The organism is Parabacteroides sp. AF17-3 (genome assembly GCF_003635445.1).
In the GTDB taxonomy this organism is placed as follows: Bacteria; Bacteroidota; Bacteroidia; order Bacteroidales; family Tannerellaceae; genus Parabacteroides; species Parabacteroides goldsteinii.
Map to the genome: position 1 here is coordinate 302217 of NZ_QTMM01000004.1, position 14163 is coordinate 316379.

The 14163-nt window shown below is 44.7% G+C and carries 10 protein-coding genes; 9 read left to right on the forward strand and 1 reads right to left on the reverse strand.

The features are described from left to right. Positions 1 to 195: 195 nt before the first annotated feature. Positions 196 to 2583, reverse strand: a complete 2388-nt coding sequence (locus DWW91_RS07360; protein ID WP_122327356.1) for an ABC transporter permease — start codon at positions 2581 to 2583, stop codon at positions 196 to 198. A gap of 456 nt (positions 2584 to 3039) precedes the next feature. On the opposite strand from DWW91_RS07360, the gene DWW91_RS07365 reads away from it, so the two are divergent. The 9 genes from DWW91_RS07365 to bioB all read left to right on the forward strand — a co-directional run bounded on the left by DWW91_RS07365 (position 3040) and on the right by bioB (position 14161). Beyond that, positions 3040 to 4407: a sigma-54 dependent transcriptional regulator gene (locus DWW91_RS07365; protein ID WP_122327357.1), complete on the forward strand. Its 1368-nt coding sequence runs from the start codon at positions 3040 to 3042 to the stop codon at positions 4405 to 4407. Then, positions 4404 to 5726: a PAS domain-containing sensor histidine kinase gene (locus DWW91_RS07370; RefSeq protein WP_122327358.1), complete on the forward strand. Its 1323-nt coding sequence runs from the start codon at positions 4404 to 4406 to the stop codon at positions 5724 to 5726. The genes DWW91_RS07365 and DWW91_RS07370 overlap by 4 nt, the downstream gene beginning before the upstream one ends. A gap of 100 nt (positions 5727 to 5826) precedes the next feature. Then, positions 5827 to 7338, forward strand: a complete 1512-nt coding sequence (locus tag DWW91_RS07375) for an NAD(P)H-hydrate dehydratase (protein WP_122327359.1) — start codon at positions 5827 to 5829, stop codon at positions 7336 to 7338. Between the two features lie 309 nt (positions 7339 to 7647). Then, complete coding sequence (locus tag DWW91_RS07380; RefSeq protein ID WP_233584437.1) at positions 7648 to 9249, forward strand: tetratricopeptide repeat protein; 1602 nt, start codon at positions 7648 to 7650, stop codon at positions 9247 to 9249. A 176-nt stretch (positions 9250 to 9425) separates the two neighbouring features. Continuing rightward, the gene (locus DWW91_RS07385) at positions 9426 to 9731 is read left to right on the forward strand and encodes a DUF3244 domain-containing protein (protein WP_233584438.1); all 306 of its coding nucleotides are present in this window, start codon (positions 9426 to 9428) and stop codon (positions 9729 to 9731) included. Positions 9732 to 10001: 270 nt separating this feature from the next. Continuing rightward, positions 10002 to 11069, forward strand: a complete 1068-nt coding sequence (locus DWW91_RS07390; protein WP_007659053.1) for a DUF4831 family protein — start codon at positions 10002 to 10004, stop codon at positions 11067 to 11069. 19 nt (positions 11070 to 11088) lie between these two features. Further along, positions 11089 to 12750: a peptide MFS transporter gene (locus tag DWW91_RS07395; protein ID WP_010802405.1), complete on the forward strand. Its 1662-nt coding sequence runs from the start codon at positions 11089 to 11091 to the stop codon at positions 12748 to 12750. Between the two features lie 13 nt (positions 12751 to 12763). Then, positions 12764 to 13168: a hypothetical protein gene (locus tag DWW91_RS07400; RefSeq protein WP_010802404.1), complete on the forward strand. Its 405-nt coding sequence runs from the start codon at positions 12764 to 12766 to the stop codon at positions 13166 to 13168. A 12-nt stretch (positions 13169 to 13180) separates the two neighbouring features. Continuing rightward, a complete protein-coding gene (gene bioB, locus DWW91_RS07405; protein WP_122327360.1) occupies positions 13181 to 14161 on the forward strand; it encodes a biotin synthase BioB in 981 nt (326 codons plus the stop codon). Positions 14162 to 14163: the final 2 nt, after the last annotated feature.

Here is a 14163-nt window from a genome sequence, read left to right on the forward strand (position 1 = left end):
GCAGAAACAGAACCGTTTAGCAAGAAATCTGCACCCGTTACGGGAGTAACGAGGTGGTAACTGAACTTCTGCACCGTTTGGCTTCGAGGTGGTATTTCGTTGGCTCTGTCCCATAGAAAAACAAAGCGTAACGAACGCTCTATCAGCTAATTCGCTACGCTCTGCCCAAATTTACTTTTTCGCTATGTGTTTATTTTATTCATACCGTAATGATTGTACCGGGTTCCTGGATGCGGCACGCCAGGTCTGCGCTATAACGGTCGACAGCGTTATCAGCAGGATAATGCCGCCCGATAGCGGGAAAAGCCACCAACTGATCGTTGTCTGATAAGCAAAGCCACTCAGCCATCTCAGCATGAACAGGTAGCCGAGCGGACAGGCGACCACAAAGGCAATGCCTACCCAAATCGCATATTCCCGGCAAAACATACGGACAATGCGGTCGGAATGCGCACCGTTCACTTTCCGGACACCGATCTCCTTCGTTCGCTGTACCGTTGAAAGAGTCACCAGACCGAACACCCCCATCATCGCCACGATAATAGCCAACACGGTAAAGATCAGGAACATCTGGCTTTGTTGCCGTTCGCGGGTATAATTCTCATTCAGGACATCCGTCAGGAAACGGTAATTAAAGAGCATATCCGGACGTGCCTCCTCATATTTCTCTTTCAGGAACTTCAGAGTCTCCGCCTGTTTCTCTGCCGAGATCCGAACATACATATAATTAAACAACTGAACCGTATAATAAAAGAATGCAGGTTTTATCTTCTCCCGCAACGGCTGGAAGTTAAAGTCTTTCACAACACCAACGACCCTGGAATTACGAATGCCGATGCCACCGCCAGCCAGCAGCATACCGACCGGATTCTCAACTTTCAGCATCTTCCATGCCGTTTCATTGATAACGATCGGCGATTCTTGTGCATAAGAGCCATCCCAGTAATGGTCGGGATTTGAGCCGAACGTTTCTCCTTTCAACAATGTCAACCCCAATGTTGGAATAAAGTCGCTGTCTCCGACCATTCCTACCATCTTCACCGAGTCTGTTTTCCCGTTCTCATCTTCCCACCTGAACATATTTTCTTCAAAGCTATATCCTTGCAGGTAGTTGGTTATCTCCACACCCAACGCCACACTCTTCACATACGGATTTTTAAGTATCTCCTGCTTGAAACCGTCTGCTCCCCGGCGCCAGTCCAAAACATCGACCTCAATCAGATGTTCCTTATTCAATCCCAGATCGGCATTCTGCAAATAATGGAGTTGCTTGAATATGATAGTCGTACAAATAATCATGGTTATCGCGATTACGAACTGTAGACAGACCAGCCCTTTGATCAATCTCCCCTTCTTACCGGTCGCCTGCCCTCCCTTGAAGGCCAGCAGCGGACTGAACGACGACATATAGAATGCAGAAAAAGAGCCTGCCAGGCAACCGACTCCGACAATACCGAACAGCACAAACAACAAGGTCTGCCAATTGAATTGCAAAGTAATATCCTTCTCTACAAACATATTAAAAAACGGTAACAGCAATTCCGTCAGCGCCAGCGCCAACAGCAACGAGATAAAAGCCTGCACCAGACTTTCCGACAGGAACTGTGTGATCAGCTTCTTCCTTTTCGCCCCGTTCACCTTCCGGACGCCTATCTCCTTGGAACGCAAAGAAGCACGGGCAGTCGATAAAGTCATAAAATTAAATGCCCCCATAAAAATGATCAGGGCAGCCAACGCCGCAAAAAGGTAAATCTGCTGCATATTCCCGTGATTATACACATCGTTGGGTTCCTTAAATGCTGTGCGCAGATGGATATCTTTCAACGGTTGGAAGGCCAGGGGCTTTCCCCATTGCGAATGCTTCACCCAGAGGTCGCGCATGGCCAGCCGGTCGGCATCCGTCAAAGAGGTTCCTTTCTTTAGTTGGATAAAAACGTGCATCCTCTCCGAGAATCCCCAAAGTTCATCTTTTATTTCGTCCCACAAATAAGAATCCCAACTTGCCAGTACCTCAAACTGTATATGACTCTTGCGGGGCACTTTCAATACCGCCGCTACCTTATAATATTTTTTATTGAATTTACAGGTGACCTCTTTTCCTATAGCCGATGTTTTACCGAACAGCTTCTCCGCAATCGCCTCTGAGAGCACGACCATCTGAGGGTCTTTCTTCAGCAGGGACGGATCGCCTGCCACAACCGGAAAACTGAATACATCAAAGAATGTCGTATCGACATATCCATAGTTAGCCTCAACTCCTACATCCCCGGCGTAAATATCATATTTACCACCATACTTTATAAAGGTCGCATTCTCCACCTTCGAAAAATCCTTCCGGAACACTTCGCTAAGCGGGGTAACCGTAGAGGGAACCTGCCCTTTTGCAGACTGCTCTTCACGGATCACCCGGTAAATATAGTCTCCGTTCTTATTAAAATCTTCAAATGTCAGCTCATCCACTATCCAGAGATAGATCAGGAAAGCGGCTGTCATCCCCAACACAAATCCCAGCATATTGATAGATGAAAACAGAAAACTCCGCTTTATCTGCCGGATGGCTACTTTCACATAATGTTTAAACATGGTCATTTTATTAATCAGTTCATATCTTGCTATAAGTAATCAACATTCATGCCATTTTTCTAACCGGCTAGCCATCAGTAATATGTAATATACAGAGACTACGACTACCGTACGATATCGTACAGTTCCCCATACGTTTCCGTACGGTACTTCACCGGCAACTAACCCGAAACACCGGATGAACTAATTCTTTTCTCCTGATTAAGTAATATTTTAGTCCTCTATTTTATTTCTTTCCCCCTTGCTGAAAATCAATTTTTAGCATGCTCAAAATTAATTTGATGCATGCCCGAAATTGATTTTGTGCTAGCTCAAAAGCAAAAAATCTAAGGAGAAAAATAATAGATATCAGGGAGGTAAACATTAAAAGTTCGTTTAGTTGGGATTAGTTTACCGGCTATCCGGAAATTTTACCTAAGTTTGGGCCATCTAATCAATACATGAAGAAGGAATATCATGGCAGTACGACAAGGAAAAATATTAGTTATCGACGACAACGAAGACATTCTCTTTACGCTGAAAATGCTACTCCGCCCTTTGGCAGAAAGTGTTACAACCTGCACGACCCCTAAAGAGATCAACCGGCTGGTATCGACTACCAAATACAATGTCATCCTGCTCGACATGAATTTCACGGCAGATGCCGTCAGCGGAAAAGAAGGCTTTTACTGGCTGGAACGTATCCGCGAAATATCTCCCGAGACTGTCGTCATCCTGATCACAGCCTATTCGGATACGGAAAAGGCCGTCCGCGCCATCAAAGCGGGAGCTACCGATTTCATCCCTAAACCCTGGCAGAACGAGAAGATGCTGGCAACCATCTCGTCGGCACTCGAACTCAGCCTGCGGCGCGGAGAAGTGCAGACGCTGAAAGAACAGAAGTCCGTCCTCACCACGACAGAGCCGGAGCTGGAAGTGATCGGCGAATCTCCCGCCATGGAAAAGATATTCAAGACGGTAGAAAAGTTGAAGAATGCGGATGCCAACATTCTTTTGCAGGGCGAAAACGGGACGGGAAAAGACCTGATTGCTTATACGCTCCACAAACAATCGTCACGCAACCAGGAGGCTTTCGTGCCTATCGACTTGGGAAGCATCCCGCACAACCTGTTTGAAAGCGAACTGTTCGGTTACGAAAAAGGGGCTTTTACGGATGCAAATAAAAGTAAGTCGGGACGTTTTGAGATCGCATCCGGCGGCACGCTCTTTCTGAACGAGATCGGAAACCTGCCGCTTATGCTCCAATCCAAACTGCTTACGGTGATCGAACAGCAAAAGATAAACCGCCTGGGATCGACCAAGGAGACTTCCATCAATGTCCGGCTGATCTGCGCAACCAATACCGACCTTCATGCCGCCGTACAGGACGGTAGTTTCCGGCAGGACCTGCTTTACCGCATCAATACGATCGAGATTTTCATTCCTCCCTTGCGGGAAAGGGGAAACGACATCTCTCTCCTGGCGGATCATTTCCTGAAACGGTACAGCCATAAATATAAGAAAGAGATAGAAGGCTTCTCACGGGAGGCGCGTCAACTTCTGAAACAATACAACTGGCCGGGCAACGTCCGCGAACTGCAACATGTCATTGAACGGGCCGTCATCCTTTCCGACCAAAAAAAGTTGCAGTACGACGACTTCATGCTCCGTACCCCCGTTTCCAGCTACCGCGAAAAGGAAGAAAAGTTCAACCTGGAAGAGCTGGAAAAGAAAACCATACAGGAGGCTTTGCATCATTGCTCCGGCAATCTGACACAGGCTGCCGACTTATTAGGTATTACGCGTACATCTTTATATAGGAGACTGGAAAAATACGGTTTATGAAACAATACTCGAAAAAAGCTATCGGGCTGATCCTTTTAATAGTAATCACCAGCCTGGTTCTTGCCTTTTTGGTGGCGGGACAGTTTTATATTTCCGCTTTCATTGCCGGCATGATTCTCCTGATAGAAGCCTGGTACCTGCTCCGGCAGATGGAACGGAGCGACCGGTTATTCCGGCATTTTGTCTGGTCGGTACGTTATTCCGACTTCCTTTCTTCGGGCACAACACACCAGGAACCGTCGGATGCCCTCCCGCAAGAACTGACCGGAGCGGTGGAAGAGGCTTTGCAATTCTATAAGAAACATCTTCAGCAGAAGGAAAGCCAACTGCAATATTTCCAGGCACTGGCCAATCATATCGACCTCTCCGTCTTCGTTTACTCTCCCGAAACGGGACAGGTCGAATGGATGAACCAGGCAGCCAAAATACAAACCGGCCTGAACTTTGCCGAAACGATAGACGATCTGGCAGCTTACCATCCGGAACTTCCTGCCCGGCTGCGCATCCTGCATCCCGGTGAACTGTCTATCCTGCAAGTCCGCCGCCAGGAAGATTTCTCGCAACTGATCCTGTCATCCATGTCATTCGTGGTATTGAACAAGCCGCTTACCGTCGTCAGCATGAAGAATATCCGCTCGGTACTGGAAAATAAAGAGACGGAAGCCTGGCAGAAGCTCATCCGGGTTCTCACACATGAGATCATGAATTCCATGACACCGATCGTATCCCTCTCCGAGTTATTGAAAAGCAAACAGACTTCGGATCCTATCACGGACGAGGAACGCGAAGAGATACATCAGGCTGTCGACACCATCTTCCGGAGAAGCAACGGCCTGGTCCGCTTCGTTGAGAACTATAGAAAAGTGACCGGCATTCCTACCCCCGTCCCCGAAATTATACCTGTCGACAGCTTGCTCGACAATGTCGCCCTGCTATTCAGGAAGGAAACGGATAGCATAAAAGTCCTGCCTTCGGCATCGCATTTACAGGTCATCGCCGACAAAGCTCTGATCGAACAGATACTGATCAATCTGATAAAAAATGCGCTGGATGCGACACAGGAATGTGAGAATCCCCGGATAGAACTATCGGCAGGGATCAATGCGGAAGGTAAAAACTATATTCAGGTCAGCGATAATGGGACAGGCATTCCGGCAGACGTCCAGGAGCGCATCTTCATACCGTTCTTTACGACCAAGCCTGTCGGTTCCGGCATCGGACTCAGTATTTCCCGGCAGATCATGTATATGCACAAAGGCAGCCTGACCGTTATCTCGGAAGCCGGGAAAGGAAGCCGTTTCCTGCTTACTTTCGCCTGATTGGCGAAAATGCTTCCTTTCCTTTTTAAAAAAGGGGGAACAACATAGCAAAGTTTGTTATACATTTGTATGCTGAATAAACTTCTGATATCCTACAGTTATGATAAAGATATTTCCAACAGACAAAGTAAAAGAACTCGATCAATACACAATCCAGAACGAACCGATCAGTTCTATCGACTTAGTAGAACGCGCCTCAACGGTCTTCGTGCACGAATTTTGCCGCCGTTACTCCAAGCAAACCCGTATCATCGTATTTGCCGGACAGGGAAACAATGGTGCCGACGCACTCGCTATCGCACGGCTATTGAAGGACGAATGTTACAGGGTTGAAACTTATCTGTTCAACCCGACCGAGCATCTTTCTTTTGATTGTGAGATGAACAAGCAACGGATACTCGGATTGGAGAAGGTTGAATTTACCGAAGTGGTAGCCGACTTCGTCCCTCCGGTACTGACCGACCGCGATGTCGTGATCGACGGTTTGTTCGGTTCCGGCCTGAACCGTCCGTTGACCGGCGGTTTTGCTGCAATGGTAAAATATATCAACCAGTCGGATGCTACGATCGTATCTATCGATATTCCCTCCGGATTGTTCGGGGAGAATAACCAGACGAATGATCCGGATTCTATCGTAAGGGCAAGCCTGACGCTGACATTCGGATTCCCGAAACTGGCTTTCTTCTTCCCCGAAAATGCTCAGTATGTCGGTGAGTGGAAAGTGTTGGACATCGGTATTCACCCGGATATCGTCGATAATACGTCTACTCCCTATATGATGGTGACGGAAGACGATATCTCCGAAGTATTCCAGCCCCGCGATAAATTCTCCCATAAAGGGACTTTCGGTCACGCATTGCTCATTGCCGGAAGCAAAGGAAAGATGGGAGCCGCCCTGCTTGCCGCCCGTTCATGCCTGAGAAGCGGCACGGGATTACTGACCGTACATATCCCGCAACGTGGCGAAGTCATTATACAGGCAGCTTTTCCGGAAGCCATGATCAGCTTCGATCCGCATGCCGACTATTTCACGACCGTGCCCGAAATATCCATCTATTCCGCTATCGGTGTAGGACCTGGATTAGGACAACATCTCGAATCGGCCGCCGCCCTGGAACGTCTGTTGCAGACAACCGACAAGCCGGTCGTGCTGGATGCCGATGCATTAAACCTGATCGCTTCCAATAAAGATTTATTGAACCGCATTCCTCCGCGCAGCATCCTCACACCGCATCCGAAGGAGTTCGACCGTATCGTCGGAGAAAGCAACAGCATGTTCGAGCGCCTGAAGAAAGCACAGTCTTTTGCTATCGAACATAAACTGTGTGTAGTACTTAAAGGCACTTATACGGCAACCTGCACGGCAAGCGGCAACGTATATTTCAACAGCTGTGGCAATCCGGGCATGGCGACAGCCGGCAGCGGCGATGTCCTGACCGGCATTATTCTAGGACTGCTGGCTCAAGGGGCAGAACCCGAAACGGCTGCTGTTTCAGGAGTTTTCCTTCATGGCACGGCTGGCGACCTGGCAGCTGTTTACCGTTCGGAAGAAAGTATGATTGCCGGAGACATCACCGATATGCTCGGAAAAGCATTCAAACAAATCAAATAAACAGATAAAGTTATTTTCCATTTATACCGGTAGCCGGCCCCTATTCAGGTCCGGCTACTTTTTTATACAGCCAGACTCTGCTTAATATTCAATACGCTAATCATCCTTCCCGAATAACTTCCAAAATATAACATTCATTATCAACTTCTGTTTCAAAAAAAAGCGATATATTCGGCCACCAAATATACGCAAATGACAAGTAAACCCCGAAATATTATTTTATACTTTCTACTAATCTGTATCCTGTGCTTTTCTTCCTGTTCCAAGAGAAGTTCTGCCTCATCAGAACTATTGCAGGCAGAAAAATTAATGGAAACACTTCCCGACAGTGCGCTGGCCATTCTCAACAAGATACCATCACCCGAAACATTATCAAACAGGGAATATGCCTCCTATTGCCTCCTGTTTACGCAGGCTTTGGATAAAAACTATATTACAATTACTTCCGACTCATTGATAAAAAAGGCCGTCACTTATTATGAAAACCATAATGATATTGCCTCACTGGCGTTATCATATTATTATATGGGAAGAACCTATTTCGATATGCAGGATGCCTTACAAGCACAACAAGCCTATTTGAAAGCATTGGAATTAGGTGAAAGCCTGAACTCCACAGACCTGCTTATAAAAATAAACAATAGCCTCGGAACACTTTATTCTTATCAGGACATTTACGAAACAGCGTTACCACTTTACAAAAAAACACTATCTCTTTTGGAAGGGAGTAACGACTCAACCAGAATATCTCTCGCTCTGCGCAATACTGCCCGTGTCTTTACAGAAACACAACAATTGGATAGTGCTATATATTATTATCAGCAAGCGATAAAAACAGCCACCCCTGAAAGTTCATCTTCTTTATACAATGATTTAGGTAGTTTATACATGAAAATCGGTCAATATGAAGAAGCGGGCGATTGCATACAAAAATCAATACAAACTTGCTTTACTCCCAGTCTGGAATACCATTTATTTCTAACATACGGAGAATATTTATTAAAAACAGCACAATACGATTCTGCCCAATACTATTTGAGCCAAAGTTTACAGAGTCCCAATATCTATACCCAGGCAGGCAGTTTATACTTTTTAGCCCAGATAAAAAGAAAGAAATCCGACTTTACAGACTATTTCAAGTATTGGGACCATTATGAACAACTGAGGGATTCAATCAGGGTCAACTCTCATTATGAAAATATACGCATGACACAGAGCATGTTCAACTACCAACACATAGCAGATGAGAAACTAAAGTATGAACAAGAGGCAGCCAGACAAATGATCATAATATATCAAATACTGATCATCACGGTCTTTCTGTTTCTCACCGGCTTTTTCTTTTTCAAAAAAGAACAGAAGAAAAAGAAAAAGCTACTTGACCTGAAAGAGCAACAATACAAACAAAGCCAACAACATATAGAAGATAATAAACAACAGATCAAATATCTGGAAAACGCACTCTCCAACGGACAGGAAACGCTGAGTGACGTAAAAAAACAACTGTTCGAAACCCAAAAGCTAATGCTGGAAATGGAGAACAGACAAATCTCTTTAAAACAAAATACATTAGAGATATTAGAACATGATCTCAAAAAGTCTGCTTTATATATCAAAATACATAAGACCGAAACCGGACTTACGGAAAGCGAATGGTCAGAACTGGGTTTACTGATCGATGCGACTTATTCCGATTTCTCAAAACGTATTTTTGACTTATCTCCATATGTCTCTACTGAAGAATTACGAGTCTGTTACCTGGTCAAAATTGGCATTCCTGTTAAAAAGATTGCATCATTGATGAGATTAACAAGCTCCGGAGTCACACAATGCCGGAAAAGACTGTATAAAAAATTGACACATGAGCCTGAAAGTACCGAGAAATTCGACCAATTTATAGCTGATTTATAACAACTTATCAATTGTCAACATTTTGTCAACAAAAATATAATCTATATTCCAATATGGGTTATACATTTGTAAGGCATTTTCAATTTTATCAACCGACAATTAAATTAATTAAGATTATGAGACAGTTCATCACAGCTTTATTTTTAGTAATATGTGGAGCATTCTGTGCTCAAAACATGTATGCAGATAATATTCCGACTAAAGGTAAATGGGGTCCTCAGGATATTAAATCTATCTTTCCGGCACCTCCTACAGCTTCAATAGAAGGACAAGATCTGACAATCGAATTTACCAGTCCGCTTAGCAACCTGACTATTCAGGTAAAAGATAATACAGGTATGGTAGTCTATGAAGAATGCGTATCAGCCTCTGGTCCACAAGTATATACTATTCCATTAAATCTTGAGAATGGTGAATATACGCTGGAATTAGTGCATAGATACGGATATCTTACCGGCTCTTTCATTATAGAAATAGAATAAGCATTAAACGCGCTAAATTTATGTTTATATACAACTCATGAGGGCGATTTAACCGACCCCTCTATATCTCGATCTCCTTTTCCACTCATGAGTTGTTCTCCCTTAACCAAAACATTAACTATGATTTTTTTATCCCTCCCCAACTAAAGTGCCATAATCATACTGCTCATCTGCATTACAAAAGTCTAAAAGAAGGTTCTAAGGTTGGTTTCTAACAAAATATTTCATAGTTTTGTACAATCATAATTGAGATAAATAATTTGTTTAGATATGAAAAATCTGATCACAATAGCATGTCTTTTGTTTAGCATACCGCTCATGGCACAAACCAAAGTGGTAAAGAAAAACGCTGTTAAAGCTAATAATTTCGGTATTACCTACTCATTGCCAAAAACACAACTGATCGTTGATGCAGAAGTTACAAAGGTTACCTGCAAAGCCGGTCCTTACTACAAGTATGCAGAAAAATACTTAGGAGTGAAAGATGCGATAACGGAAGATAAGGTATACTATGAGTTAGGAAAACTATCGTTGGTAAACAAAGGAATACCCGACCCGGACAACACTTATATCGTTGAATTTAAAAGTGGTACAGTTGCCCCTTACGCTTATCTGACGGAAGACGGCCTCCTGTGTTCCATCAATGCAGAATATACACCGGAAGAATCAGAACTTGAGACAATAAAGAAAAATGGCCAGGGACCGGCTAAAGTGACGGATGCCTCCGTCTTTTCGGAAGAGTTGCTGATGGCAGGCTCTACAGCCAGGCAGGCAGAAGTTGCCGCCAAACAAATCTACCGTATCCGTGAAAGCCGTTTGAATATCCTGACCGGAGATGCAGATAATCTTCCACCCGACGGTGAAGCGATGAAGCTGGTTATCCAACAGTTAGAAGAACAGGAAAAGGCGCTGACCAACCTGTTTACCGGTATCCTTACCAAAGAAACTTCTCATTACGAAGTGAGCATTACCCCTTACGATAATCTGGAAAAAGAAGTTTTATTCCGCTTCTCCAATTTGATGGGTATCGTCGATGCAGACGACCTCGGAGGTGTCCCGGTCTATATGAATTTAAAAGCGACCGAACGTGCTCCGGTGCTCGACCCGAAAGAAGCCGAAAAGAAGGAAAAATCATTGAAAGGCATTGTTTATAATGTACCCGGCAAAGCTAGTATTGAAATCAGCATGAACAAGAAAACACTATATAAAGGAGACGCACAAATTACGCAATTCGGTTCACGCGAAGGGCTTGCTCCTGTTATGTTCGAAGATAAAAAAGCTCCGGTGAAAGTCTATTTCTATCCGGAGACCGGCGCCATAAAACAAATAATTCAATAATAATCTAATTTAAATTTCTATGTTTGAAGGACAACCTAAAGGTTTATACGCGTTAGCCTTAGCGAATACCGGCGAGCGTTTCGGGTATTATACGATGCTCGCAATTTTTACTTTATTCTTACAAGCTAAGTTCGGCTTCACAGCCGCCGAGACATCGACCATCTTCGGTTCTTTCTTAGCAGCAGTGTATTTTATGCCACTCATCGGAGGTATTCTTGCCGATAAATTCGGTTACGGTAAAATGGTAACAACAGGTATTGTTGTCATGTTTATCGGATATGTACTGTTATCTATTCCCACCCCTTCCTCTACCGGAAAAATATTGATGTTCGGTGCTTTAGCCCTGATCGCCTGTGGTACGGGTTTGTTCAAGGGGAATTTGCAGGTAATGGTAGGGAATCTGTATGATGCTCCTGAGTATAAAGCTAAACGTGATACTGCTTTCAGTATCTTCTATATGGCTATCAACATCGGTGCTATGTATGCTCCGACTGCGGCTACCATGATCACTAACAAGATGTTGGGAAAAGCCGGATTCACTTATGTACCGCAACTTCCATCACTGGCCCATCAATTCCTGAACGGAACGATTACTGAAGAAGGAGCAACAACCCTGAGCGGCTTACAGGCTGCCCAGAACTTCGTTGGTGATACAGCGACATTCTGTACTACTTATATTGACAAATTATCAGAGGCTTACAACTATGGTTTTGCTATTGCCTGTATCTCTCTGATCGTATCCATGTTGATCTATGTAGTGTTTCGTCCGACATTCAAGCATGCCGATTACAACTCTAAACAAGCTAAACCGGCTAATGTACAGGAAGAAGAACTGACACCGGAACAGACAAAAGCACGTATCCAGGCATTATTGCTGGTATTTGCCGTAGTTATTTTCTTCTGGATGGCCTTCCACCAGAATGGTTTGACACTGACATTCTTTGCACGCGACTATACCGCACAGGCCGTGACGGGATTGGATCGTTTAGGATTCAATATCGTAAACCTTACTTTCCTGCTGGTTATTGTTTATGCAGGATTCTCTTTGTTCCAGTCAAAAACAGGCAAAGCAAAAGGAATCTCAGGGCTTGTCCTTGTCATCATGCTTGGCTTACTGGGATGGAGTTACAGTTCTATGGATTCAACGGTCAGTATCCTACCGCAGATCTTCCAGCAGTTCAACCCGTTCTTTGTAATCGTGCTGACTCCAGTATCGCTGGCCGTATTCGGATATCTGGCAAAGAAAAAGAAAGAGCCGTCTGCACCGCGTAAGATCGGTATCGGTATGGTGATTGCAGCCTGCGGTTTCCTTATCATGGCGTTGGGTTCTTTAGGATTGCCTACTCCGGCAGCTGTTGAAGCAAACGGTATCTCTGCCGATGTTCTGGTTTCGCCGAACTGGCTGATATCGACTTATCTGGTATTGACTTTCGCTGAGTTATTGCTTTCACCAATGGGTATCTCCTTCGTATCGAAAGTAGCACCTCCTAAATATAAAGGTATGATGATGGGAGGATGGTTCGTAGCTACGGCTATCGGTAACTATCTGGTGGCCATCATCGGTTATCTGTGGGGCGGAATGCAGTTGTGGATGGTATGGAGCGTATTGATCGTATGCTGTCTGCTGTCGGCACTGTTCATCTTCTCTATCATGAAGCGTCTGGAAAAAGTAGCTAAATAATAAAAGCTAACAGATGAAGTTGCAGCAGACATATCTCAAACAAAAGACTTTCCGGTTCAAAAGATGGAGCCGGAAGGGGTATGCTGCATTCTTCAGTCTGGGCAGAGCCGTTACGATCGGGCAACTTTCTTCTAATGTGGCAGAAAGATTCCAGATTAAAAACGGTTCCAACCATTCGTCTGTATTATTGACCGGACAAATCGGTCCGGAAGAAGCAAAGAAAGAGACTGAACTTTTGCAGGAACAATCGTGTGCAGAAGCTATATCGTGGCTTTCACAAATGTTGCCTCTTCTATTCTCTTTACAGACGGTAAAACAGACATCGGCAGCGGGTTCGTTTGCCTACATTATTATATGTATATATCCTAAAGCGGGAAGTTTCAGTTATGCTGAGACTTCCCGCTTTTCTATTTCATAAAAGACAACCAATATGATTGAAACACTTAAACAGATTGTTATTGAAGGGGGAACCATCAATGAGGAACAGGCCGTCGCCTTATCCCAATCTCCCGATAAAGAGGCTTTATATAAGGCCGCCCATCAAATCACGCGTCACTTCATGGGAAATAAATTCGATACCTGCTCCATCATCAATGCCAAAAGCGGGAATTGCAGCGAGAACTGTAAATGGTGTGCGCAGTCCGGACATTATAACACAGTTGTCGCCCTGTATCCCTTACTACCGGCCGAAGAATGTGTTCATCAGGCACTACACAATCGCCAACAGGGAATCGAACGCTTCGGATTGGTTACCAGCGGCAAACGTCTATCGGACGGAGAAATCAGGAAATTAACAGAAACCGTCCGCTATATCAAACAGGCGAGCGACATCAAATGCTGTGCTTCCCTTGGTCTTTTGAACAAAGAACAGTTAAAAGAACTGCGTGAAAGCGGTGTCGAAAACTATCATTGCAATATCGAAACCGCTCCCTCCCACTTCCGAACCCTATGTACCACTCATACAATCGAGCAGAAACTCGAAACAATTCATATGGCACGCGAAGAAGGTTTCCGCATCTGTTCCGGCGGTATCATCGGCATGGGGGAAACCATGGAACAACGGATAGAGATGGCCCTGTTACTCCAAAAAGAACAAGTACATTCCATCCCCTTAAACCTGCTACAACCGATACCGGGAACTCCGCTTGCCGGCACTCCCCAATTATCGGAAGAAGAGTTTCTCACAACTATTGCTCTATTCCGTTTTATCAACCCGGAGGCTTACCTCCGTTTCTCGGGAGGACGTTCACTGTTGAGTAAGGAGACACAACGGAAAGCCTTATATATAGGTATAAACGCAGCAATCATCGGCGACTTGCTGACAACCATTGGCAGCAAGGTAGAGGAAGACAAAATACTCTTTACCGAAGCCGGCTATTCATTAACAGAAGAAACCGACTGGGTCGGATAACA

Excerpts from the sequence above, each read along its gene's own strand:
- DWW91_RS07360 (WP_122327356.1), bottom strand. The coding sequence starts at position 2,583 with ATGTTTAAACATTATGTGAAAGTAGCCATCCGGCAGATAAAGCGGAGT.
- DWW91_RS07365 (WP_122327357.1), top strand. The coding sequence starts at position 3,040 with ATGGCAGTACGACAAGGAAAAATATTAGTTATCGACGACAACGAAGAC.
- DWW91_RS07370 (WP_122327358.1), top strand. The coding sequence starts at position 4,404 with ATGAAACAATACTCGAAAAAAGCTATCGGGCTGATCCTTTTAATAGTA.
- DWW91_RS07375 (WP_122327359.1), top strand. The coding sequence starts at position 5,827 with ATGATAAAGATATTTCCAACAGACAAAGTAAAAGAACTCGATCAATAC.
- DWW91_RS07380 (WP_233584437.1), top strand. The coding sequence starts at position 7,648 with ATGGAAACACTTCCCGACAGTGCGCTGGCCATTCTCAACAAGATACCA.
- DWW91_RS07385 (WP_233584438.1), top strand. The coding sequence starts at position 9,426 with ATGTATGCAGATAATATTCCGACTAAAGGTAAATGGGGTCCTCAGGAT.
- DWW91_RS07390 (WP_007659053.1), top strand. The coding sequence starts at position 10,002 with ATGAAAAATCTGATCACAATAGCATGTCTTTTGTTTAGCATACCGCTC.
- DWW91_RS07395 (WP_010802405.1), top strand. The coding sequence starts at position 11,089 with ATGTTTGAAGGACAACCTAAAGGTTTATACGCGTTAGCCTTAGCGAAT.
- DWW91_RS07400 (WP_010802404.1), top strand. The coding sequence starts at position 12,764 with ATGAAGTTGCAGCAGACATATCTCAAACAAAAGACTTTCCGGTTCAAA.
- bioB (WP_122327360.1), top strand. The coding sequence starts at position 13,181 with ATGATTGAAACACTTAAACAGATTGTTATTGAAGGGGGAACCATCAAT.